This window comes from Haloarcula japonica DSM 6131 (assembly GCF_000336635.1).
GTDB lineage: Archaea > Halobacteriota > Halobacteria > Halobacteriales > Haloarculaceae > Haloarcula > Haloarcula japonica.
Genome location: NZ_AOLY01000007.1, coordinates 33349 through 54876, shown reverse-complemented (window position 1 = coordinate 54876; position 21528 = coordinate 33349). Strand labels below are relative to the sequence as shown.

Below are 21528 nucleotides of genomic sequence, written 5' to 3'. Positions count from 1 at the left end.
CGGGCATCCGCCGCGGTGGCTCGTTCGAGAACGGCGGGTTCCGCGCCGCTGCGAGGTCGCTCTCCCAGGTCCGTTGAAGCGCAAGATTAACATACCAGATAGAATCAGTATGAATCGGATACCCATGAGACAGATAATCACACCTGTATCGAGGTGGCAGAGATGAGTATCGACGGAATCGTCGGCTTCCTGTTTATCGCGCTGAGCGTCGCGTCCCTGTACCTACTCGTCGCGGTCGGCCTCTCAATCGTCTTCGGGTCGCTCAAATACGTGAACATGGCGCACGGAGTACTGTACCTCGCGGGTGCGTACATCGGCCTCCTCATCGCGTCGAGCAATCAGTACGGCGGGCTGTTGGGCGAGGCGGGCCAGGTCGGACTCGGCTGGGGGTTCATCCCGGCGCTGGTACTAACCCCCGTCGTTATCTTTGTCCTGGGGATCGTCATGGAGCGGTTCATCGCGAAGCCGTTCTACGAGCGCGACCTCCTCGACCAGTTGCTGGTGACGTTTGGCATCCTGATCGCCGCTCAGGAGCTCGTCGCCATCGTCTTCGGTCGGACAGGGACGATCTATCCCCGCCCCGAGTGGCTCACTGGCGCGATATCGCTTCCCGTAATCGGCACGCCACCCGGGATGAGCGCCGCATCGACGATACGCGTCCTGGTCGTCGTGCTCACGCTCTTGCTAATCCTGGCTATCTTCGCGTTCTTCAAGTACAGCGACTACGGGCTCGCAGTGCGCGCCGGGACTGAGGACTCGGAGATGGCCCAGATGCTCGGGATTCGAGTCGGCCGTCCGTTCCTGCTGATATTCGCGGTCGGGGCCGCATACGCGGGGCTCGCTGGCGTTCTCGGTGGATCACTGTTCAACGTCACCTCCGGCATCGGCATGGAGATCATCATTCCGTCGCTGGTCATCGTCATCATGGGCGGCGTCGGCAGTCTCAGAGGAACCGTGATCGGCGCGCTCCTCGCGGGGCTCTTCTTCGCGACGGCCACGGAACTCGTCCCGAGCATGACTCGGGCCAGCATTTACCTGCTGGCGATTGTGGTCCTGACGCTCAGACCGAACGGGATCTACCCGTCGACGGAGATCGGACAATGAGCATGGACACGATCCGCAACAGCTTCGACGGGGACTCGTCGGTACTCAGCTGGGAGACGTGGAACCGGATCAAGCACACCGAACGGTTCGTCGTCCTGTCGTCGGTGCTGTTCGTGCTCCTGTTCTCGTACGCGTTCGGCCGCGCACCGGTCGTCTCGGACGTGTTCCAGGGGTACCACGGACTCGCGATGACGATACTCATCTGGTCCATCTTCGCCCTCGGTTTCAACCTCCTTCTGGGGCAGACCGGGCTCCTCTCGTTCGGACACGCCATGTTCTTCGGGACGGCGAGTTACGCAGCGGCCCTCTTTGCGATCCACGTCTATAACGAGCCACTCGTCGTCGTGCTTGTCGGGATGCTGGCCGCCGTTGCACTTGGTGTGGTCTCGGCACTGTTACTGCTGCGTCTGCACACCGTGTACTTCTCTATCGTCGCACTCGCCATCGCCCAGTTCCTCTACTTCCTCGCTCGGGAGCCGCTGGTCGAAATAACCAAGGGGATTAACGGACTCGACATCCCGCGTGTTCCTCTCCTGGGAATCGTCGATCTGAACCACGAATACAGCGGTCTCGTCGGAACGCTCCTGGTGAATAACCTCTACATCTTCATCGGGATCTTCTTCGTCGCCGTGGTCGCGCTCATCACGCGCATCCGAAAGTCGCCCTACGGGCTGATATTCAAGTCTATTCGGGAAAACGAGACGCGGACGGCGTTCATGGGCCTCGACGTCTGGCGCTACAAGTTCGCGGCGTTCCTCCTCTCGGCGGCGATTGTGGGGCTCGCCGGAGGACTGATGGCCGTCAACACGCAGTTCGCCGGCGTGGAACGTCTCTACTGGTCGGTCAGCGGCGATATCGTCGTAATGACCGTTCTCGGCGGTCTGGGAACGCTCGCTGGGCCCGTGATCGGGACGTTCGTCTTCTTCTACTTCAAGGGCATCGTCAACGGGTTCCCCACGCTCGGAAACTACTGGCTGCTCCTGCTGTCGCTGTCGTTCACCGCGGTCGTGTGGGCCTATCCCGACGGCATCTGGGGGATGCTAACTGACTTTACCGCGGCCCTCCGCGACCCGAAGGAACTGCTAACGAAAACGAGACAGCGGATCGCGGATCTCGTTCCGAATGGGGGTGATCGGTGATGGCATTGCTCGAAACGCGCGGACTGACAAAGGAGTTCGGCGGCCTCACGGCGCTGGACGACGTCGACATGGCCGTTGAGGAAGGCGAACTGGTATCCCTCATCGGCCCCAACGGTGCCGGCAAGTCGACACTCATCAATACGATAACGGGACAGCTCTCGCCCACGGCGGGCGATGTCTACTACGCCGGGACCGATCTCGTCGGAATGAAACCGTTCGAGATCGCGCAACTCGGCGTCGGGCGGTCGTTCCAGACCGCATCGATTCTGCCCGAACTCACGGTTCGCGAAAACATCCAGGTCGCGTCCTTCGCGGCGGAGCATGGCTCGTTCAGGATCAACTTCCTCCGCCGCCGTGACTCGTTCGATGCAGTCCAGGAGCAGACGAACGAGATCCTGCAGACGATTGATCTCGACTCCAAGGCCGACATGGATGCCCGATCACTTCCGTACGGTGATAAGCGTCGCCTCGAAGTCGCCATCGGTCTCGCGACTGATCCGGACCTGCTGTTCATGGACGAGCCGACGGCCGGGATGTCCCCCACGGAGACCGAGATGACGGTGAAGCTCATCGGGGACCTCCTGACCGAGTGGGGAATGACGATATTCCTGGTCGAGCACGACATGGATATCGTCTTCGACGTCTCTGACCGGATCTTCACGCTTCACCAGGGAAGACTGATCGCGCGAGGGACGCCGGAAGAGATCAGAGAGCATCCGGCCGTTCGCGAGGCCTACCTCGGCGGAGGTGAAGAGGCGTGAGTCTTCTCCAGTTGGACAACGTCCACTCCTACTACGGCCCGAGTCACATCCTCCGTGGTATCTCGGTCACCATCGAGAAAGGTGAGATCGTCACGCTCCTCGGACGGAACGGTGCCGGCAAGACGACTACGGTCCGGAGCATCGCCGGCACCGAACCGCCCGACGTTCGGTCCGGAACCATCCGTTTCGACGGGACAGACATCACGGACTGGCCGGCCGACGACATTGCGATGGGCGGCATCGGTGTCGTCCCCGAAGGACGCCGTCTGTTCAGCGAACTGACGGTCGAGGAGAACCTCGAGATGTCCAAGATCACGCGCGGCTGGTGGAATACGATCCGCCGTGGCGGGCTCGGTGGTGACGATAGTACGATGTCGCTCACGGAACTCTACGACCTGTTCCCTCGACTTGAGGAGCGACGAGAACAGGAGGCCGGAACGCTCTCCGGTGGCGAACAGCAGATGCTCTCGATTGCCCGGACGCTCCGATTACCTGATCTACAGCTGTTGTTGCTGGACGAACCGACCGAGGGGCTGGCCCCGCAGATCGTCGAGACGGTCGGTAACTCGATTGAGGAGATAGCGAGCCAGGGACTGACGGTGCTGCTCATCGAGCAGAACGTCCGTGAGGCGCTTCGCATCGCGGATCGGGGCTACGTCCTCGACCAGGGAGACATCGTCTACGAGGGGTCCGTCGAGCAACTCGAAAACGAGGACCTCGACGAATACCTCGTCGTTTGACGACGGGTGACTGCGGACGTCAGCAGCCGATAGCATTATTTTCCCCGCGTCGATATGTGTGATAGATGTCGAACAGAACCCGTCGACAGTTTCTCGCTTCGATCTCGGCGACTACAGTCACCGTAGCTGCCGGCTGTCAGAGTCCGGGATCCGTGCGAACGACCCATCCCGTCTCGGAGCCGATCACGTCGTGGCCGTCGTTTCGGGGGGGTCGATACAACACCGGCTACACGGGCGGGGCCTCGTCGATTGGATCGAGCCCGTCGATCAAGTGGACCTACGACGCCGACGGACCGTTCTGGGGCAGCCCGGTCGTCGCCAACGGGACGGTCTACGTCGGCAGCACGGACAATTCGCTGTATGCAATCGACGCCCAAACGGGAACGGAGGAGTGGGCGTTCCCGGCACAGCACCGGATCGAAGCGACGCCGGCCTACAGCGACGGGACGGTGTACGTCGGGTCCTACGACAAGCACCTGTACGCCGTCGACGCGACGGACGGAACGGAGGAGTGGTCCCGGTCGTTCGACGGTCTGGTCAGAGGGAGTCCGACAGTGTGGGACGGCTCGGTGTTCATCGGCGTCGGGTGTCACAACTTGGCATGTGCATGGTACGCCGACGAGACTGACGTTCCGGAGAACGGCTGGGTCTACTCACTCGACGCCGCATCGGGCGAGACGAACTGGCGTTACGAGGTCGGCACCGAGGTCGTGAGCAGCCCGGCTGTCACCGACGAGGCGGTGTACGTCGGTGCGTCGGACGGGACCCTATATGCACTGACGCCCGCGTCGGGCGACATCAAGTGGACGTACGACACCCGGGACATGATCTGGTCGAGCCCGGCCCTCGCGTTCGGGACCGTGTTCATCACCGATTGGAACGGGAACGTCCACGCCGTCGACGCGGCCACGGGGGACCAGGAGTGGCTCGCGGACACGGCTGGCAGGTACATCTCTGGGTCCGTAGCCATCGACGAGGAAGGCGTGTACGTCGGCCACACGCCGTACAACACGCTCGACGATCCCACGACGAACCACGCCAAGGTCTTCCGATTCGACCGAACGACCGGCACCGAAGAGTGGACATTCGAGACGCCGGCCCTGGAGATCGGGAGCAGTCCCGTCGTGACGGAAGAGCGCCTCTACGTCGGAAGTCACCGTCAGACCGACGGCGAGGACGTCGGTATTCACGCTCTCACAACCGACGGTGACGAGGAGTGGTTCCTCGAAATCGGAAACCGAGGCGTCGGTTCCAGCCCGGCACTCGTCGACGACGTACTCTACTTCAGCGGGACCGACGCAACGGTGTACGCAGTCGAGTAACGTTCAGGAGTCGCCACAATAAGCGGCGGCGGGACAGGCTGGCGAGCAATCCTCCACGCTCTGAACGGTGATGATTTCGTCTGGCCTACGCGTCCGGGACTTCACCCGGAGGGAAGACCGTCGCTTCGTCGAGGTCACGTATCTCGGCTTCCGGTCCAGGCGGGCAGTACACGGCGATGAAGCGAAGCGGCTCCCAGGACGTGTTGACTGTGCTGTGTTCGACACCGCTCGGGATGTAGACCATCTCACCCGCGCTGACGGACCGCTCCTCGTCCGCGATGGTCTGTTCGCCCTCGCCGCTGAGGAAGTAGAGTATCTCTTCACTATCAGGGTGTGTATGTCGCTCGTGCCCTTTTCCGGGTTCGAGGACCACGACTCCCGCACTGAACCCCTCTGAACCGGTGACATCGGGAGTGTTCATCCATTTCAGGGTTCCCCAGTCCAGTTGAATCGTCTCGACGTCGTCCGGTCGGACGAACCGCTCGTCTGCTACCATAACGTGTGATATCGAACAGCAAAGTATATTAAATATTTTGGTCAGGTCGATTTCCGGCAACCGACGACATCGCCAGAACGAACTGTTCAGTGGTTCGCCGCTACTGAACCCCAATCTTGATTAGGGATTCTACCGATTACTCGGTTGCACTATGGAGTTCGCACGAACGGAGTCGCTAGAGCGACTGGAATCGACCGTACAGGACGACGAACCGATCATCGGAGCGGGAGCCGGGACGGGAATTTCGGCGAAGTTCGCTGAACGCGGCGGAGTCGACCTCCTCATCATCTACAACTCGGGACGGTACCGGATGAACGGGCGCGGATCGCTGGCGGGACTGCTCTCGTACGGCGACGCGAACGAGATCGTCTTGGAGATGGGCCAGGAGGTCCTGCCGGTCGTCGAGGACACGCCGGTACTAGCGGGCGTCAACGGTACCGACCCGTTCCGCGAGATGGACGTCTTCATCGAAGACCTCCGACGCCGCGGCTTCTCTGGCGTCCAGAACTTCCCCACCGTCGGACTGATCGACGAGGACAGCTCCTTCCGGAAGAACCTCGAAGAGACCGAAATGGGGTATGACAAGGAAGTCGAGATGATCCGAGAAGCCAGCGAGCAAGGGATGCTCACCTGTCCCTACGTCTTCGACGAGTCACAGGCTCGTGAGATGACCGAAGCCGGTGCAGACGTTATCGTATCACACATGGGACTGACCACGTCCGGCGACATCGGCGCAGAGACGGCACTGAGCCTCGATGAGGCCGCCGAGCGGGTTCAGGCACACCACGACGCCGCCAAGAGCATCAACGACGACGTAATGGTTATCTGTCACGGAGGCCCTATCGCCTGGCCCGAGGACGCCCAGTACGTCCTCGACAACACCGACGGCGTCGTCGGCTTCTTCGGCGCGTCCAGCATCGAACGCCTCGCTACCGAAGACGCCATCGAAAAACAGGCACGCGAGTTCAAGGACATGACCGTCTCATGAGCCGACAGACACGGGAGAGGTGGACACGATGAGTGTCGTCATCGTCGGCACGCTCGATACGAAAGGTGAGGAGATCGGCTTCGCACGCGATGTCATCGAGTCCCAGGGCGTCGAGGTCCACTTGATCGATGTCGGCGTGATGGGCGAGCCGGAAATCGAGCCGGACACTACCGCGGCCGAGGTTGCGGAAGCCGGGGGTTCGTCGCTCGATTCGCTCCGCGAGGACGGGGACCGCGGTGCGGCGATGGAGGTCATGGGCGACGGCGCAGCGGCTATCGCGTCGCGGCTCCACGAGGCGGGCAGCCTCAACGGCATCCTCGGCCTGGGCGGGTCGGGGAACACGTCTATCGCCACGAACGCGATGCGTGCGCTGCCCGTCGGCGTTCCGAAACTCATGGTCTCGACGATGGCCTCGGGCGACACCGAACCCTACGTCGGAGCGACCGACATTGCGATGCTGTACTCCGTCGCCGATATCGAAGGCCTGAACCAACTCTCACGGACGGTCATCGCCAACGCCGCACTGGCGATGGTCGGCATGGTCGCCAACGACCCCGGCGTGGAGCTATCCGACAAGCCGACCATCGGCATAACGATGTTCGGCGTTACCACGCCGTGTGTCCAGACGGCACGCGAGGTGCTGGAAGACAGCGGGTACGAGACGATCGTCTTTCACGCGACTGGGACCGGCGGTCGAGCGATGGAGAATCTCATTCGAGAAGGCGTCATCGATGGAGTCCTTGACGTGACGACGACTGAGTGGGCCGACGAACTTGTCGGCGGGGTGCTGTCCGCCGGCCCCGACCGACTCGACGCCGCTGCCGAACGGGGAATCCCGCAGGTCGTTGCCCCCGGCGCACTCGACATGGTCAATTTCGGCCCGCGTGAGTCCGTCCCCGAAAAATTCGACGGACGAACCTTCCACATCCACAACCCACAGGTGACGTTGATGCGAACGACACCGGAAGAGAACGCCGAGCTCGGGCGGATTATCGCAGAGAAACTGAACGGCGCAACGGGACCGACGGCGCTTGCGCTTCCGCTCGGTGGCGTTTCGATGCTCGATGAAGACGGAGCGGATTTCGATGATCCCGAAGCCGACGCGGCGCTGTTCGATGCGCTTCGTGGCACGCTGGACGAGACAGTCGAGTTGATCGAGTCCGAGGCCGCGATCAACGACGAAGCGTTCGCACAGATGATCGCGGACAAACTCGACACGTATATGCAAGACAGATAACGCATCTGATCCAGACAACTGACCCTTGTGGTCCGTGAGCGGCGCTCAGCGACTTCAAGAGGCCTTTTCGGTTACCGTCACGATGGCGACAAACAACTGAAGTGCGATATCGTAATATACAATTACCTTCCAGTGGGATAGAAGTACAAGTGCAATTTTTGTGACCGTTGTTCGCTTTTTGTATATTTAACTCCCAAATACAGACTCATATATTCAGAAGGGGTTTGAGATTTTAATAATTCATATGTCGACAATACAGTTATTATCTTAGATACCAACGAACAAGACACAATAAGAGAGGCATGAAGTCAGATGTTACCCCGTCCAACAGCGAGTAGCATCCCGGAAAGTATCGGTCAGTGCCATAAACTAGGAGCGTGGACGAACGCAATTCGCGCCACGTTCGATGAACGAGTTTTTCACCAGTGATAGGCTACCAGGAGTTGGTGGCGATGACGAGATGTTACCCCCGCTGAGCCCCTTGTGACGATGGACTATTCCTGAGCCACCATTTCACTCCGAACAGCGGTTAAAACGGTGCAGCAGGGCCTTCGTCGGTGTCTCCGTCAGCAGCCGCAGTGTCTGCCGTCGCCTCCCCGTCAGCGTTTGCACGTTCTAGCGGCCCGTCCCAGCCGTTCAGTCCGGGTTCAAAGCTTACCACGTCGCCCTCAAACCCTTCATAGGACGCGATGAGCCGGGCGGCCTGCACGCTGGATTTGCCTTTCGGGCAGACTGTCACCACCTCGTCATCGCCTTCGAACCGTTCGACTTCGTCGACGAGCGACGGGAACGGAACGTTCTCGCTTCCAGGAATGTGGCCCCGCTCGAACGCGCCGGGCGAGCGGATATCGACCACCCGGACCGCCTCCTTGTCGAGTTTCGACCGTAGCTCGTCGGTGTCGATTTCGCCGTCCATACCCAGCCGCTAGCGGGCGATACCTAAACCTTCACCGGCTACAGCAAGCCGTCAGCCTGTGCCAGCAGGATGCCTTCGATGGTCGCGTCGTTGGCCGGTTCGCGCCGGGCGACCTGCAGCGCTTCGTCGATGGGCACAGTCGTCACCGAGAGGAATTCGTTGTCGTCCAGTTCCCGGTCGACCGGTTCGAGCCCCTCCGCGAAGACAATGCCACGGCGGTGCCGAAGCACGCCGGTGGAACACGAGAACTCCTCGATAAGTGAGACGCCGGCGGCCTCGAAGCCGGTTTCCTCGCGGAGTTCGCGTGCCCCGGCAGTCGTGTAGGACTCGTCGTCCTCAACGATACCAGCCGGGAGTTCGAGGCACTGCTCGCGAATGGTCGGGCGGTACTGGTCGACCATGACGAGTTCGTCGCCGGTCGTAGCGACCACGACGGCCGCGTCGGGCAGTTCAGCCCAGTAGTAATCCTTTTCCGAGCCGTCGGGCTGGCGAACCCGGTCGTAACCGCCGGTGTACCAGCCGGTCTCGTACTCGCGCTCGCTCTCGACGACGGGCCACTCGTGGGCGGGTTCGCGGGTCATACGTCCTGTCGGACCGCGACGTGGTAAAACGTGCCGTTGTGCCGGACGACGACGCCGTCGTCAGTCACAGCCCCGTCGTGCTGCTGTCGCAAGGCATCGCGTTCGTCGAAGGGCGAGTGGGTGAACGCGCCCTTGAATCCGAGCGGTCCGCGCCAGTACGGCTCTGACTGCCCGGCCGTCGACGAGGATGCCTCGGCCAGCGCCGCGCTTGTGTACGGGAACCGCCGCTCGGACTGGGTACTCCAGTTGATCGCCGTGCCGTTGTCGACGCTGTATTCGCCGTTGGTCGGCGTGGCGACAGTGTAGTAGGGGTCGCCGCTCTTGAGAAGGCCCGGGAGCGCACCCAGCGCCAGCAACAACACGACGACGGCGATAATGCCGAGCAAGGTGTTCCGTGTGACCGGACGCATCAGACGACCTCGCGGTAGATGCGGCCGAAGGCCTGACGGCGGAGCGTCCCGACTGCTGCCCGGCGTTCGTTCTGAAACGTCGCCGCAACGGCCTGCTCTGCGAACGGGGCGGCGTGCCAGACGACGTTGTCGACGTTCTCCGCGCCGACCAGCGACACCTCGCAGTCCGTGTCTTCGCGCCACTCCTCGAACTCCGCCATCGAGCCGACCTGAACTGCGAGCGATTCAGCAAACAGTACGTCGCGGGCGGTTTCGACCACCTCGCTGGTGACTCGCTCTTCGTAGGTCTCCGGGTCGAGACCCATCGCCTTCGCGACTTCCTTGACGACCACTTGCGCCGTCGGCCCGAACGCGTCGTAGCGCTCGCGGGCCTCGGCTGCCGATACCGGCGCGAACTGCCCCTCAGTGTCCATACGTCTTCTTGCTGCCGGCGGGACTATTCGGTTTCGTCTCCGGTCGCGCCCGTGTCGTCGCCATCGCTGGACGTGTCGCTGTCAGTGGCGTCCGCGTCGTCCCCCTCGTCGCTATCACGCAACATCTCCCGCGTCAGGTCCCGAGCCTCGGCCAGCACCTCACTGTCGTGGTCGCTGAGCGCGTTCGATCCCCGGTGGCGGTCCGCGCCCTGCGGGAGGTCACCGTGGCCGTGACCGTGCTCGTGGCTATGCCCGTCGTCGCTGCGGTCGACAGTGTCCTCGAACACCTGTGGAAACTCCGTCTCCTCGGCGTACTCGACGACCTCAGTGGACAGTTCGTCCTCGCCAAGCTGGCCCCAGTCGGGGACGCGCTCGTCGAGCCACGCTTCGTGGTCGTCACCGCCGGTCATCGCCGTGAATGCAAGGTGGTTCGCCAGATGCACGTCGTCGGCTTGCGGGTCGTCACACACTGGACAGGCGTATCCCATCGGTGTGCGAACCGTGGATGCGGAGCCGTATATGCAGTCGGGGTCTCGGAGCGGTGGTCGGTTCGGAAGAACTGGCTGTGCAGGGCCGTCCGGCAACAGACAGACAGTTACCACAGCGCTCAAACCGTCCCAGGCGTAGCTGACACACTCAAAGTAATCGGACCATCACAAGCGCGTCCTCGCCGTTGCTGTAGTAGTTCGGAATGGTCTTGCGGTGCTCGAACCCGAAGCGCCGGTAGAGCTTTCGTGCACCGTCATTGTCGGCTCGAACTTCCAGCTTAACCGAGCCAGCACCAGTCTCGCCGATGACCTCCAGTGCACGCGTCAACAACGCGCTCGCAACCCCCTGCCGGCGGTACGTTGGCCGGACCGCGAGGTCCTTGATGTGGCCGAGCGGGGTACCGTGGTTCGGCACCGTGTCGGCGATGACGTAGCCCGCGACGGCGGGCGGGTTGCCGTCGTCGTTGCCGGTTTCGGCGACGAGAAATCCCGTTTCGTCGAGATAGCTCTCCAGCGCCGAAAACGGCCACGGCTGTGGAAACGACGCCTGCTCGATGCGGTGTATCTCGATGAGGTCCGCGCGGACGGCTCGCCGAACCGCTGGCGTATCCGGCGTCTCCGGCCCATCAGGAGCGACCGTTGTCACATGTGTACTTCGGTGTGGACCTACATATGCGTTACCGCCGACCGAAGCTACCCGGTTTCTGACTGTTTGTCGATAAGTACTGATAATTCATGCATCGATACGACCGAGACAAGGTTAGAAAGGCGGAAGGTTCTTTAGGCTGACGAGGCTACTTATAATCGCACCCATTTTGGGTGCCACCACCCCCACCCCCACCCCTCTTTCCAAACTTTTCCATCGCTGCCGAGGTGTACTAGAGATAGATTCTGTCAGATCCGACTGCACGCGTCGTGATGAAGGGATCTGGCTACAAAATGAGTCTTGTTTGTTTGGTACTGTTGCGGGGCAAACTTCTGATAGTACCGTTACCTAGGGCAAATGTAGTCCTCAGCCCCGTTTCAATGTTCGAAAAATCGCGGTCAGAAGGCGACCGCGCTGTCTCACAGCGCGAAACGCCGTTCGACCTGAAAGTGATTCCTCGCTACGCTCGGAATCGCTCCGTCGCGGGTCGTTCCTCCCCGTCGTCGGGCGTCGATGCTGCCCGACTGCCTGCGGGACCGTAGGTCCCGCTCCGGAATCTGAGGTCGCGAAGCGACCTCGTGTTAGTCGTCTGCAGGTGCAGCGCCGCCTTCGTCGTGCTGCTGTTTCGTGTGTGAGAGCTTGCCACCGGCGGCGAGGATCTCGCGTTCGCGCTCAGAGGCGTCGAGCTGGCCGGTCGCTTCCCAGTCGTCGTTCACGCGGATGGTGAACTCCGTCTGACCGGATTTGACGGCCTCGGCCGCGTCGTCGACGATCTCGATGTCGTCGCCCTGCTCGATCTTCTCGTAGGTCTCCTCGTCGATGGTGAGCGGGACGATCCCGAAGTTGAACAGGTTCGCCTTGTGGATGCGGGCGAAGCTCTGTGCGAGGACGGTCTCGATACCCAGGTACATCGGGCACAGGGCCGCGTGTTCGCGCGAGGACCCCTGACCGTAGTTCTCGCCAGCGACGAGCACGCCGCCGTCAGATTCGAGTGCGCGCTCCGCGAACGTGTCGTCGACGCGCGAGAGCGTGAACTCGGAGAGCTTCGGGACGTTGGACCGGTACATCAGGATGTCCTGTGTGGCCGGGATGATGTGGTCCGTCGTGATGTTGTCCTCCATCTTCAGGAGGGCCTCACCACCGACTTCGGTCTCCAGCGGGTCCTTCAGCGGCACGTCGCCGATGTTCGGGCCCTTGATGAGCTCGTCGTCGACAGCGTTTTCCGGTGCGATGAGGTCCGACTCGGAGTTGCCGATGTAGGAGTCGGGCATCTCCAGACCCGGCGCTTCGAGGTCGCCGAGGTCGTCGGCGAGGTTGCGCGGGTCGACGATTTCGCCCTTGATGGCCGCCGCGGTGGCGACCTCCGGCGAACAGAGGTAGACGTTGTCGTCCTCGATACCGGAGCGACCCTCGAAGTTGCGGTTGAAGGTCCGCAGCGAGACGGAGTCGGAGGCCGGGACGTGACCGATACCGATACAGGCACCACACGTCGCCTCGGAGAAGTTGACGCCAGCGGCCATCATCTCCGCGGTCCAGCCCTCGCGGGCCAGCATCTCGGAGGCCTGTTTGGAGCCGGGGGCGACGATCATCTCGGTCTTCTTGTCGATGTTGCGCCCTTCCAGCATCTTCGCGGCCGGGAGGATGTCCTCGTAGGCGCCGTTCGTACAGGAGCCGATCATGACCTGCTCGACGTCGACGCCCTCGACCTCGGAGACGGGCACGACGTTGTCAGGCATGGACGGCTCGGCGATGAGCGGTTCGAGGTCCGAGAGGTCGACGACGATTTCGTCGGCGTACTCGGCATCCTCGTCGGGGCCGATCTCCTCGAAGACGTCCTCGCGGCCGAGGCGTTCGAGGTAGTCCTTGGTCTGGTCGTCCGTCGGGAAGATCGAGGACGTGGCACCGAGTTCGGTCCCCATGTTGGTGATGGTGGTCCGCTCGGGGACGGTCAGCGTCTCGACGCCGGGGCCGGTGTATTCCAGCACCTTGCCGACGCCGCCCTTGACCGACAGCCGGCGGAGCAGCTCTAGGATGACGTCCTTGGCAGTGGCCCATTCGGGCAGTTCGCCTTCGAGGCGGACGTTGACGACTTCCGGCATCTCGATGTAGTAGGCACCGCCACCCATGGCGACGGCGACGTCGAGGCCACCGGACCCGATAGCGAGTTCCCCGAGGCCACCGGGGGTCGGCGTGTGCGAGTCGGACCCGAGCATCGTCTTGCCGGGTTCGGCGAAGTTCTCCTTGTGGACGTTGTGACAGATACCGTTGCCGGGGCGCGAGAAGTGGGCCCCGAACGTGCCTGCCGCAGAGCGGAGGAAGCGGTGGTCGTCAGTGTTCTTGAAGTCGAACTGATACGTCTGGTGGTCACAGTACTGGGCGGCCAGTTCCGTCTGGACCTCTTCAAGGCCCAGCGCCTCGAACTGCAGCCAGACGAGCGTCCCGGTCGTGTCCTGTGTCAGCACCTGATCGATCTCGATCCCGATCTCTTCTCCGGGTGTTAGCTCCCCTTCGACGAGATGGTCGTCGAGAATTTTTTCCGTAAGCGTCTGTCCCATAACGTGCGTCAATGGATGGCGCGGCGGTATAAATCCCGCGTATTCCGTCGTATTTTTCATATAAAAACCCGCTCCGTCCGTCACTCAGAAGCGAGTCAACAGGTCGGGACAGCGGTCGGCCAGACCGGCAGTTCTTTCCACGACACTCGCACAGAACCGCGTATGTTCAAAAGTGGGCGGTTCGTCGCCGATGCCCTCGGCGACCTGAGAGAATCGCAAGTGCAACCGAACGGCGTCGACCTCACGCTCGGGGCCGTCTACGAGCAGGTCGAACCGGGACGCATCGAGCGCGAGGGCAAGACCGTCGGCGACCGGCGGGAAGTGGCCAGCGACGATGGCGTCTATCACCTCGACCGCGGCGGCTACATCGTCGAGTACGCCGACCGTGTCGTCATTCCGGAGGGGCATATCGGCTTTCTCCTCCCGCGGTCGTCGTTGCTCCGCAATTCCTGTATGCTCGATACGGCTGTCTGGGACGCCGGCTACGAAGGGCGGGGCGAAGGGCTACTGGAAGTCCACCATCCGATCGAACTCGAACGGGGCGCACGGATCGCACAGCTCGTTCTCGCTGATGCCGCTCACGAGGGGACGTACGAAGGGTCGTATCAGGGTGAGAATCTCTGATGCATAATCGCGGTCCCAGACGTGTCTCATAACCCGAGACATGGTAGGCCATGCTGTGAATTTAAGTGGATTTCCTGAGTGCTATCGATTGGTGCTTGAAGCAACTATACCCCGGTCCATACCGCCGTCAGCCTCCAGTACCCGGAAATTATACAAGCACCGTTTTCAGGTACGACAACTGTCTGACCGGGATTTATCACCGTTGCTGCGTGACAGTGAGACATGATAGTAGAATTTCACATCGATGCCCCCCTCTTGCAGCGAACAGCTGAAACGCTGAGTAAAGCAGCGATACGGATACAGCGACTTCACTGCGAGAGTGGCGACTGCCGTGCCGTCGCCTGGATTGGCCCCATCGAGCGGCCCGCCATCGAAGCGAATCTGGCCCAGGACGAGAGTATCACCGACTATGCCCACGTAGCGGCAGAAGGAGATGGTCACTGGTACACCCTACATACAACTGATACGATAATCGATACGATCGGAGAAGCGTTGTTGAACGCGGACGGGTTCCTGCTCGGTGCCGCACAGACCGGTGACGACTGGGTGTTTCGAGCCCGGTTCCCCGAGAAGAGTTCGGTGCTGTCGTTCCGTGACGTGCTCGTATCCAGTGATATCAACATCGACATTCAGACCATCACTGACGACACGGAAGCCTCCCCACAGTTCGGCGTGACGGACCCACAGCAAGAAGTGCTGTTGCTCGCGCTCAATCGTGGGTACTTCACCGTCCCGCGGGAGTCGTCCCTCTCGGACCTCGCTTCGGAGCTCGGAATCTCCAGTCAGGCCGCCTCGGAGCGGCTCCGTCGCGGGACGCGAACGCTGGTACAGAACACGCTGGCGGCCCCCGAGCGGCCGCTTGTCGGCTCACCGCCAGAGTAACCGGGACAAGGACGGCCCCCGGTTGGTGGAAAGTGAGGATGGTGGAACGCCGCCGTCTGTGAGCAGCCGGTCTAGGGGCGATATATTGCCGAATAGCTGCGTTTTGTGTCGCTTGAGCCGACAGTGTGGGAGGACGTAGCGTCTGGTCCGTCAGTTGACCACCGGTTACTTCAGACAGTGAAACAGCTCATCCGCTGTTATAAGAGAAGGGAGCGTATGCTGGAGTATGAGTTCGAACGAGGGGACTGTGTATATGTTGCGGAACCGGGCTACGGAGGGGTCCGACGACTGGGTGAGCCCCGAACCCGCAGGAGATATTATTGCCGATGCGGTGCTTGAAGCGACAGATCTAGATGCAGCTGATATTGACGGGCTGGATGCGTATGTCGACAGCAAATCACTCCGTGCGGTCGTCGGGGAGGGGACGACGGAGTCGCTGACGTTCGCTGTCGAAGGACACGACGTGACGATAACTGCTGACGGAGAGATTTCTGTCGACGGGTAACCGGCGCTGACACGGTCCCGTCCCAATGACATAAGACGATGGCCCGAGAGCCCCAGATATGACCCGCGTCGCACTCATCGCACACGACGACGAGAAGCCCGAGATGATCGATCTGGCACAGAGTTACGAATCAACGCTTTCGGAGTTCGATCTCGTCGGAACTGGCACGACGAGCAAGCGCATCATGGCAGAGACGGACCTCACGGTCGAGCGCAAGGAGAGCGGGCCGATGGGGGGCGACACGCAGATCGGCGCTGAGGTCGCCGAGGGCCGGATGGACGGTATCATCTTCCTCCGAGACCCACTGACGGCACAGCCCCACGAGCCGGACATCTCGGCACTCCTGCGCATCTGTGACGTCCACGACGTGCCGCTGGCGACGACCCGGACATCGGCGGAGTACATTCTGGACGGGCTGGTCCGGGACGAAGCCGACGACTAGCCTGTCGGGAGCGGGAGACAGCCGACTGAACGTTGCTTACTCAGCGTACGTCGGTCGTTCCGCGTACTCTATCGGGTCCCGTTCACCGATGCGCTGGAAGGCTTCGAGCCGGAACGCACAGGCATCACACGTTCCACAGGCCGGTTCGTCGTCACGGTAGCAGCTCCAGGTGTCTTCGTAGGGGACGCCGAGTTCGACACCGCGTTCGGCGATGTCGGTCTTGGACCATTCGACGAAAGGTGCAACGAGGTCAATGTCGGTGTCAGGCTTCGTACCGGCGTCGATGACGCCCTGAAAGGCGTCGAAAAAGGCGGGCCGACAGTCCGGGTACCCCGAGAAGTCCTCGCTGTGTGCGCCGATGAAGACGGCCCCACAGTCGTTGGCCTCGGCGTAGGAGACCGCCATCGACAGGAGGTTCGCGTTGCGAAACGGGACGTACGAGGTCGGAATCTCGTCGCTGTCGGTGTCGGCGTCCGCTACCTCCATCGAGTCGTCAGTCAGCGACGACGCGCCGATCTGGGTGAGGTGGCCGGTCTCGACGTGGAGGAAGTCCGCCGCGTCGACGTGGTCGGCCAGTGCGCTGGCGCATTCGTACTCTCGGTCCTCTGTGTTTTGCCCGTAGCTCGTATGCAGCAGGTACAGGTGGTCGTAACCGCGGGTCTGTGCTTCGTAGGCCGCCGTGGCGCTGTCCATGCCGCCGGAGGCGAGCACGACAGCGCGGGTGTCGTCAGTCATCTGTTGGATTTGGGGGTAGTCAGGTTCCCGGTGCGTCGTTCCAGAGGTCGACGTGAAGCCGTGGCGTGTACCGGTAGCCGTACTCCAGCGCGAGGTCCGCGACCTCTGTCCGGGTCGCTTCGAGTTGGTCGCGCGTCTGGCCTTCCGGCATCAGTAACACGTCGTCGTCACGTACGCGGGTGGACGCAGCGTCGCGGAGTCGCTCGACGAGGCGCTCGATTTCGGCCATGTCCTCGCGGCCCGTGACGACGAACTTCAGTTGTGTGTCGTAGGTTTCGACGAGTTCGGCCAGCGTCGGCAGGTCAAGCCGGCGCTCCTCGTGGCGGTCCGCCCACTCGCCGTCACCGTCGGGGTCGCGTTCAGCCGTCGGCGTGCTGGAGGCCAGTTTCGGGCTGACGCTGGCGAGGTCGATAGGGGCGTTCGGGACAACGGTCCCGTTGGTCTCGACCGTCGTGTGATAGCCCCGGTCGGCCAGCCGCTCCAGCAGGTCCGCACTCGCGTCGTGGATGAGCGGTTCGCCGCCGGTAAGGACGACGTGGCCGGCGTCGTACTCCTCGATAGCCGCCAGCACGTCGTCGACGGTAACCCAGTTGTGGGTCGGCTCCCACGAGGTATGATAGGAATCACAGAACCAGCACCGCAGATTACAGCCGCTGGTCCGGACGAACACGCTCGGGACGCCCGCCAGTCGGCCCTCGCCCTGGAGGGACTGGAACAGCTCGTTGATGGGGAGGTCGCCCGTCTCGGCGTCGGCATCGGTCCCCTCGATATCGACCCCGGGCGCGTCGTTCGCGACCGGCATCAGCGGATACAGAGTTCGCTCGTCTCCCGAACAGAGACGGCTACATCCGACACCGTCTCCGGGAGGCGGTCGGCGAGACGCTGTTCCAGTATCGCGGCCATGACCTCGGCTGTTGGTGGGTGGTCGAGGACCACCACGGCATCGCCGTCGCCACTCGCGTCGAACGCCTCGACCAGCGGGTCGCCAGTCTCAAGCAGGAACCGGTGATCCCACTCGTCGACTACGTCCGTGATTTCGCCTTTGTCGACGACCCACCCGTCGTCCGTGAGTTCGCCGGTGACGCGGACAGTGATTTCGTAGTTGTGCCCGTGCGGGCGCGAACATTTCCCGTCGTGGTGTAGCAATCGATGGCCCGCAGAGATCCGGAGCGGCCGGTCGCCGCCGACGACGAGTTCACGTTCGCCCGCGTCGGCGAGCGTGTCCTCGGCCTTCGATAGTCGCTGAGACATACCACGGTATTATCGGTCGATGGCTTAACTCTCACGGGAGCTGGCCCGCCAGTGCCTCGGTAACACGGGAACCGAGACAGAAGGGAGTCCAACAGTCACTGTCCGACAGTATGAATGCAGTGGCGGACGGTATCGAGAGCAAATAGACAGCGACTAGAGAACAGCTTTCACCACGGGCTGGCGCTCAGCAACCTCCAAAGCCGGTTCTGCGTTGGTGTGCTAGCCAGATCACTCGGAGATTGTTCCGTCGTCGACGGCTGCAAGTCGTCGGTTCATCGCTCGTAAATACTCGGCGGCAGCGTCAGGATGGCCGGTATCAAGCGCGGTGTGCACTTGCTCGCAGCCGTGCAGCAACTGCGAGCGCAACTCACACTCCGGGAGTTTGTTGCGGCTGACCGTCTCAGCCGTCGCAACTGTCTGTCGAGCCGTATCGAACTCCGCGCCGCTGATCGCCGTCTCTCCCTCTTCAGCGAGTTGTGTCAGCACCGCGTGTACGTCGCTGGGCAGGTCTCTGGACACAGGCGTTGTTAGGTATGCACAGTGATAACAGTCGTGTTGGATGTACAGTGGAGCAGCGAGTCGCAAGCCCCGGACAACAGTTGCGGCGAACCAACACTATCCGGACACATATTGGAGGCCGGAAGGAACCTGGAAATACACCAGTCGGCGGCGGTGGGCGGCGCCCCGTCTCGCAAGCGACTATCGCTGGCGAACATCGGCGTAAGGGATAGGTCACTGCAGCCCACAGAGTCGGGTGTGACACGACGTGCCGTCGAACGGGAGTTCGAACGTTACCTCTCGCAGTTCGTCGACGAGACGTACGCGGCGTTCGACGTGGCAGCCGTGCTACGCGGGTCGAGCGGGGGCCGCGTTGCAGGCAAACTGCTGAACAACAGCCGCCCGCTAGAACGCCACGTTGTCCGGCCAAAACTCCAGTCCTACCAGCAACAGATACTCGACCAGCTGGAGCCAGTGCTTGATTACGCCGCCACTGATGCGGCGTTCGACACCTATGCTGACGAAGTGCTGGCCCGGGATATCTACTGGAACGCGCTCCGTGACACCGTCCGTGGCGACCGACGAGACCAGATCCGGGAGCGGCTGCTGGCCCGCCAGCAGTCGTTCGGCGAAGACCTCGAACCGCTGGTGGCCGCCGACAGCGACGACTTCTGGACTGCTGTCACCGACGCATACGACCAGGAGACAGCGACGGGTATCGTCCAGACGCACTTCGAGTTCTCCGTCCCACTGCAGGAGGACCAGAACGCCTTCGCCTTCGAACTGAGCATCGACCCCGGCGAGGTGCTGGGCGGTCTGGCACGGGCACTGCCCACGCTTGATGTCGAGTTCACCGACGAGGCGTTGCGGTCGATGCGCCGCGCTGAACAGCAGGTCATTCCGTCGGCGAAGGCTGACGTAGAACAGGCTTACGAGTCATAGCGAGGTTCTGCCGCTGAGTGCTGTTTTGCACAGGACGCGGCCGGTCGGTGTTCCTCAGAGGTATTGTCCGAAAGTGGACACAGCGGCCGTCTTGGCACGTGGACGGCCGTTGTGTCAGGTATTGGTGTTGGTGTTGACTGACGACGGCAGGGATGGTTTACTCACGTCGGCTCGGCCTCGGACTCCGCGAGACCGAATAGCATGGGAGCTTGGCAGCGAACGCCGGTGACGGCGTTCACGTGCGGGCTTCAGTACGTAGACCAATCGACCTGCCATCGATTTCCATGTACCCATATGGTAAATAACCTACGGAATATGTTACTTCTATACTGAGTAAATCATTATAGTCGATTCTCAGCGACCAAGACGCCGGAACACAGGCGGGGGAAGAAATACTAGAATTCTGGTAATTCTTTATCACAGGTCGCAGGCGTCGAACGTGGCGGTGACGGGACCGGCGTTACGTCAGTCATCGAAGGGCCAATCACCGGTAATCCGCATCCCTTCAGCGAGGTTCTGGGCTTCGAGCGCATCGGCGATCTCTGCGGGGTCTTTGTGAGAAGGCTGGACTGAGTTATCTGCAAGCGTCACGGCGAGTTCGGTCAGGAGGACGGCCTGCTCGCGGAACGTCCGGGGTTCCAGTTTGTCCAGTGTATCGGCATGCGTGTGGCCCCAGCCGCGACCCTCACCGCCCGTTTCGCTGGTCACGTGATAGCCGGGGACGCCCCGCTGGACGAACGGCCAGTGGTCGCTGTGGGGACCCTGCTCCGGCGTGAGCGAGATAGGGTGGTCGAGGCGGTCGGCCACATCCTCGGCAGCGGCCGATAGCGCGTCGAAGCCGTGGGTGTAACATTTCAGCGTGCGACCCTGCACGACGCCGTCGAAGTTGAGCACGGCCGTTAGGTCGTCGAGCCCAGTTTCGTCGGCCAGCCGGTTCGAGCCGACCAGACCGACCTCCTCGGCACCGAAGGCGACGAACTCCACGCGTGTCTCCAGTTCGTCCTCGCGACCGGCCAGTGCGCGAGCCACCTCGACGACCATCGCCGTTCCGGCCCCGTTGTCCATCGCCCCCTCCGCGATGTCGTGGGCGTCGACGTGACTGGTCACCAGCAAGCGCTCGTCGGTGTCAGGTCCCAGTTCGGCGTGGACGTTCTGGCTCGTGGCATCGGGCGTCTCGCAGTCGACGCTGAGAGTGATATCGTCGCCCGCGTAACGACGGGCCAATCGTGCGCCCGTCTCGCTGGCGACGCCGACGGCCGGAATCTCGCCGATGGGTGCGTCTGCCGTCCCGACGCTCCCGGTCGGCGGCAGCACGCCGTCGACGTGATTCCGGTAGATGAACCCGACTGCGCCGGCCTCGACGGCGTGGTAGTACTTCTCCCGCCGGTGGATGTACCGGTCGTACCAGTCAGGCACATCCGAGCGGGCCAACACGATATGGCCCTCGCAGTCGGCGTCCTCGAAATCCTCCGGAAGCCCGTGACCGACGTCGACCAGTTCGCCGGACACCTCGTCGGTCGGCGACCGCGGCAAGGCGATACACTCGTGGGCCTGTGTCGCGACCGGTGACCCGTCGGCGTGGACGGCGCTGTTGCCCCGTGCCCAGCCCTGTATCCCGAATTCGGAGAGGCGGGCGTCGCGAGTAAATTCTGCCAGCGCGTCCCGGGTCGCCTCGGCGGCCACCCGTTCGCCGTCGCTACCCGCCATCCGGTTCCCGATGTCGACCAGCGTCTCCAGGTGGTCCCACCCGACCGTGCTGGTGAACGTCTCACCGATCCAGTCAGTGTCGTCCATACGTTTCGGTGGGACCGTGCCGGCTTTGAAATTAGGGGTCGGCGGGCGACTGAGGAAGC

24 protein-coding genes and 1 pseudogene are annotated in these 21528 nt (G+C 62.3%); 12 read left to right on the top strand and 13 right to left on the bottom strand.

What is annotated here, in order from left to right; all coding sequences use genetic code 11:
- Nucleotides 1-162: 162 nt before the first annotated feature.
- From C444_RS03510 to C444_RS03490, 5 genes are all read left to right on the top strand, one after another.
- Entirely contained in the window at nt 163-1104 is a 942-nt protein-coding gene (locus C444_RS03510; protein WP_004590984.1) for a branched-chain amino acid ABC transporter permease, read from the top strand.
- A complete protein-coding gene (locus C444_RS03505) occupies nt 1101-2243 on the top strand; it encodes a branched-chain amino acid ABC transporter permease (protein ID WP_004590982.1) in 1143 nt (380 codons plus the stop codon). The genes C444_RS03510 and C444_RS03505 overlap by 4 nt, the downstream gene beginning before the upstream one ends.
- The gene (locus C444_RS03500; protein ID WP_004590980.1) at nt 2243-3004 is read left to right on the top strand and encodes an ABC transporter ATP-binding protein; all 762 of its coding nucleotides are present in this window, start codon (nt 2243-2245) and stop codon (nt 3002-3004) included. Before C444_RS03505 ends, C444_RS03500 begins: the two co-directional genes overlap by 1 nt.
- Complete coding sequence (locus C444_RS03495) at nt 3001-3744, top strand: ABC transporter ATP-binding protein (protein ID WP_004590978.1); 744 nt, start codon at nt 3001-3003, stop codon at nt 3742-3744. The genes C444_RS03500 and C444_RS03495 overlap by 4 nt, the downstream gene beginning before the upstream one ends.
- 65 nt (nt 3745-3809) lie before the next feature.
- Entirely contained in the window at nt 3810-5066 is a 1257-nt protein-coding gene (locus tag C444_RS03490; protein ID WP_004590976.1) for a beta-alanine-activating enzyme beta-propeller domain-containing protein, read from the top strand.
- An 85-nt stretch (nt 5067-5151) separates the two neighbouring features.
- On the opposite strand, the gene C444_RS03485 is transcribed toward C444_RS03490, so the two are convergent.
- Nucleotides 5152-5562 (bottom strand): cupin domain-containing protein, encoded by a 411-nt coding sequence (locus tag C444_RS03485; RefSeq protein ID WP_004590974.1) that lies wholly within the window; start codon nt 5560-5562, stop codon nt 5152-5154.
- 151 nt (nt 5563-5713) lie between these two features.
- Between C444_RS03485 and C444_RS03480 the strand changes: the two genes are divergently transcribed.
- Both C444_RS03480 and C444_RS03475 read left to right on the top strand, forming a co-directional pair.
- Nucleotides 5714-6550, top strand: a complete 837-nt coding sequence (locus C444_RS03480) for a phosphoenolpyruvate hydrolase family protein (RefSeq protein WP_004590972.1) — start codon at nt 5714-5716, stop codon at nt 6548-6550.
- A gap of 28 nt (nt 6551-6578) precedes the next feature.
- Nucleotides 6579-7787 carry a Tm-1-like ATP-binding domain-containing protein gene (locus tag C444_RS03475; protein WP_004590970.1) on the top strand — a complete coding sequence of 403 codons (1209 nt, stop codon included), beginning with the start codon at nt 6579-6581 and terminating at the stop codon, nt 7785-7787.
- A 529-nt stretch (nt 7788-8316) separates the two neighbouring features.
- Here C444_RS03475 and C444_RS03470 read toward each other — a convergent pair.
- The 7 genes from C444_RS03470 to C444_RS03440 form a co-directional block, all read right to left on the bottom strand.
- The gene (locus C444_RS03470; RefSeq protein ID WP_004590968.1) at nt 8317-8703 is read right to left on the bottom strand and encodes a rhodanese-like domain-containing protein; all 387 of its coding nucleotides are present in this window, start codon (nt 8701-8703) and stop codon (nt 8317-8319) included.
- A gap of 38 nt (nt 8704-8741) precedes the next feature.
- The gene (locus C444_RS03465; RefSeq protein WP_004590966.1) at nt 8742-9284 is read right to left on the bottom strand and encodes an NUDIX hydrolase; all 543 of its coding nucleotides are present in this window, start codon (nt 9282-9284) and stop codon (nt 8742-8744) included.
- Nucleotides 9281-9694 (bottom strand): hypothetical protein, encoded by a 414-nt coding sequence (locus C444_RS03460; RefSeq protein ID WP_004590965.1) that lies wholly within the window; start codon nt 9692-9694, stop codon nt 9281-9283. The genes C444_RS03465 and C444_RS03460 overlap by 4 nt, the downstream gene beginning before the upstream one ends.
- Entirely contained in the window at nt 9694-10107 is a 414-nt protein-coding gene (locus C444_RS03455) for a DUF5809 family protein (protein WP_004590962.1), read from the bottom strand. The genes C444_RS03460 and C444_RS03455 overlap by 1 nt, the downstream gene beginning before the upstream one ends.
- Before the next feature lie 23 nt (nt 10108-10130).
- The gene (locus C444_RS03450) at nt 10131-10595 is read right to left on the bottom strand and encodes a DUF5810 domain-containing protein (protein WP_004590961.1); all 465 of its coding nucleotides are present in this window, start codon (nt 10593-10595) and stop codon (nt 10131-10133) included.
- A 148-nt stretch (nt 10596-10743) separates the two neighbouring features.
- Nucleotides 10744-11241, bottom strand: coding sequence for a ribosomal protein S18-alanine N-acetyltransferase (rimI, locus tag C444_RS03445; protein WP_004590959.1), 498 nt, complete (start codon nt 11239-11241; stop codon nt 10744-10746).
- Between the two features lie 581 nt (nt 11242-11822).
- Nucleotides 11823-13796: an aconitate hydratase gene (locus C444_RS03440; RefSeq protein ID WP_004590956.1), complete on the bottom strand. Its 1974-nt coding sequence runs from the start codon at nt 13794-13796 to the stop codon at nt 11823-11825.
- Between the two features lie 141 nt (nt 13797-13937).
- Here C444_RS03440 and C444_RS03435 point away from each other — a divergent pair.
- From C444_RS03435 to C444_RS03420, 4 genes and pseudogenes are all read left to right on the top strand, one after another.
- Nucleotides 13938-14420: pseudogene (locus C444_RS03435) on the top strand (deoxyuridine 5'-triphosphate nucleotidohydrolase); the annotation flags it as partial.
- A 222-nt stretch (nt 14421-14642) separates the two neighbouring features.
- The gene (locus C444_RS03430) at nt 14643-15302 is read left to right on the top strand and encodes a helix-turn-helix domain-containing protein (protein ID WP_004590951.1); all 660 of its coding nucleotides are present in this window, start codon (nt 14643-14645) and stop codon (nt 15300-15302) included.
- Nucleotides 15303-15528: 226 nt separating this feature from the next.
- The gene (locus tag C444_RS03425; protein ID WP_004590949.1) at nt 15529-15807 is read left to right on the top strand and encodes a HalOD1 output domain-containing protein; all 279 of its coding nucleotides are present in this window, start codon (nt 15529-15531) and stop codon (nt 15805-15807) included.
- Between the two features lie 58 nt (nt 15808-15865).
- The gene (locus tag C444_RS03420; protein WP_004590947.1) at nt 15866-16249 is read left to right on the top strand and encodes a methylglyoxal synthase; all 384 of its coding nucleotides are present in this window, start codon (nt 15866-15868) and stop codon (nt 16247-16249) included.
- 36 nt (nt 16250-16285) lie between these two features.
- Here the strand turns inward: C444_RS03420 and queC are convergent, their stop codons facing one another.
- The 4 genes from queC to C444_RS03400 form a co-directional block, all read right to left on the bottom strand.
- Nucleotides 16286-16984, bottom strand: coding sequence for a 7-cyano-7-deazaguanine synthase QueC (gene queC, locus C444_RS03415; protein WP_004590945.1), 699 nt, complete (start codon nt 16982-16984; stop codon nt 16286-16288).
- Between the two features lie 19 nt (nt 16985-17003).
- Nucleotides 17004-17786 carry a 7-carboxy-7-deazaguanine synthase QueE gene (locus C444_RS03410; protein ID WP_004590939.1) on the bottom strand — a complete coding sequence of 261 codons (783 nt, stop codon included), beginning with the start codon at nt 17784-17786 and terminating at the stop codon, nt 17004-17006.
- A complete protein-coding gene (locus C444_RS03405) occupies nt 17786-18235 on the bottom strand; it encodes a 6-pyruvoyl trahydropterin synthase family protein (RefSeq protein ID WP_004590938.1) in 450 nt (149 codons plus the stop codon). Before C444_RS03405 ends, C444_RS03410 begins: the two co-directional genes overlap by 1 nt.
- 228 nt (nt 18236-18463) lie before the next feature.
- The gene (locus tag C444_RS03400) at nt 18464-18754 is read right to left on the bottom strand and encodes a hypothetical protein (RefSeq protein ID WP_004590937.1); all 291 of its coding nucleotides are present in this window, start codon (nt 18752-18754) and stop codon (nt 18464-18466) included.
- Between the two features lie 237 nt (nt 18755-18991).
- Here C444_RS03400 and C444_RS03395 point away from each other — a divergent pair, with 237 nt between their 5' ends.
- Nucleotides 18992-19675 carry a hypothetical protein gene (locus C444_RS03395; protein WP_004590936.1) on the top strand — a complete coding sequence of 228 codons (684 nt, stop codon included), beginning with the start codon at nt 18992-18994 and terminating at the stop codon, nt 19673-19675.
- Nucleotides 19676-20140: 465 nt separating this feature from the next.
- Here C444_RS03395 and C444_RS03390 read toward each other — a convergent pair whose 3' ends face one another.
- Entirely contained in the window at nt 20141-21469 is a 1329-nt protein-coding gene (locus C444_RS03390; RefSeq protein WP_004590935.1) for a M28 family peptidase, read from the bottom strand.
- Nucleotides 21470-21528: the final 59 nt, after the last annotated feature.

Bases quoted from the DNA above. Each gene is read 5' to 3' on its own strand.
- queC (WP_004590945.1), bottom strand. From the start codon at position 16,984: ATGACTGACGACACCCGCGCTGTCGTGCTCGCCTCCGGCGGCATGGAC.
- C444_RS03420 (WP_004590947.1), top strand. From the start codon at position 15,866: ATGACCCGCGTCGCACTCATCGCACACGACGACGAGAAGCCCGAGATG.
- C444_RS03430 (WP_004590951.1), top strand. From the start codon at position 14,643: ATGATAGTAGAATTTCACATCGATGCCCCCCTCTTGCAGCGAACAGCT.
- C444_RS03410 (WP_004590939.1), bottom strand. From the start codon at position 17,786: ATGCCGGTCGCGAACGACGCGCCCGGGGTCGATATCGAGGGGACCGAT.
- C444_RS03450 (WP_004590961.1), bottom strand. From the start codon at position 10,595: ATGGGATACGCCTGTCCAGTGTGTGACGACCCGCAAGCCGACGACGTG.
- C444_RS03390 (WP_004590935.1), bottom strand. From the start codon at position 21,469: ATGGACGACACTGACTGGATCGGTGAGACGTTCACCAGCACGGTCGGG.
- C444_RS03490 (WP_004590976.1), top strand. From the start codon at position 3,810: ATGTCGAACAGAACCCGTCGACAGTTTCTCGCTTCGATCTCGGCGACT.
- C444_RS03440 (WP_004590956.1), bottom strand. From the start codon at position 13,796: ATGGGACAGACGCTTACGGAAAAAATTCTCGACGACCATCTCGTCGAA.
- C444_RS03470 (WP_004590968.1), bottom strand. From the start codon at position 8,703: ATGGACGGCGAAATCGACACCGACGAGCTACGGTCGAAACTCGACAAG.
- C444_RS03405 (WP_004590938.1), bottom strand. From the start codon at position 18,235: ATGTCTCAGCGACTATCGAAGGCCGAGGACACGCTCGCCGACGCGGGC.
- C444_RS03455 (WP_004590962.1), bottom strand. From the start codon at position 10,107: ATGGACACTGAGGGGCAGTTCGCGCCGGTATCGGCAGCCGAGGCCCGC.
- C444_RS03465 (WP_004590966.1), bottom strand. From the start codon at position 9,284: ATGACCCGCGAACCCGCCCACGAGTGGCCCGTCGTCGAGAGCGAGCGC.
- C444_RS03485 (WP_004590974.1), bottom strand. From the start codon at position 5,562: ATGGTAGCAGACGAGCGGTTCGTCCGACCGGACGACGTCGAGACGATT.
- C444_RS03460 (WP_004590965.1), bottom strand. From the start codon at position 9,694: ATGCGTCCGGTCACACGGAACACCTTGCTCGGCATTATCGCCGTCGTC.
- C444_RS03500 (WP_004590980.1), top strand. From the start codon at position 2,243: ATGGCATTGCTCGAAACGCGCGGACTGACAAAGGAGTTCGGCGGCCTC.
- C444_RS03475 (WP_004590970.1), top strand. From the start codon at position 6,579: ATGAGTGTCGTCATCGTCGGCACGCTCGATACGAAAGGTGAGGAGATC.
- C444_RS03425 (WP_004590949.1), top strand. From the start codon at position 15,529: ATGAGTTCGAACGAGGGGACTGTGTATATGTTGCGGAACCGGGCTACG.
- C444_RS03510 (WP_004590984.1), top strand. From the start codon at position 163: ATGAGTATCGACGGAATCGTCGGCTTCCTGTTTATCGCGCTGAGCGTC.
- C444_RS03480 (WP_004590972.1), top strand. From the start codon at position 5,714: ATGGAGTTCGCACGAACGGAGTCGCTAGAGCGACTGGAATCGACCGTA.
- C444_RS03505 (WP_004590982.1), top strand. From the start codon at position 1,101: ATGAGCATGGACACGATCCGCAACAGCTTCGACGGGGACTCGTCGGTA.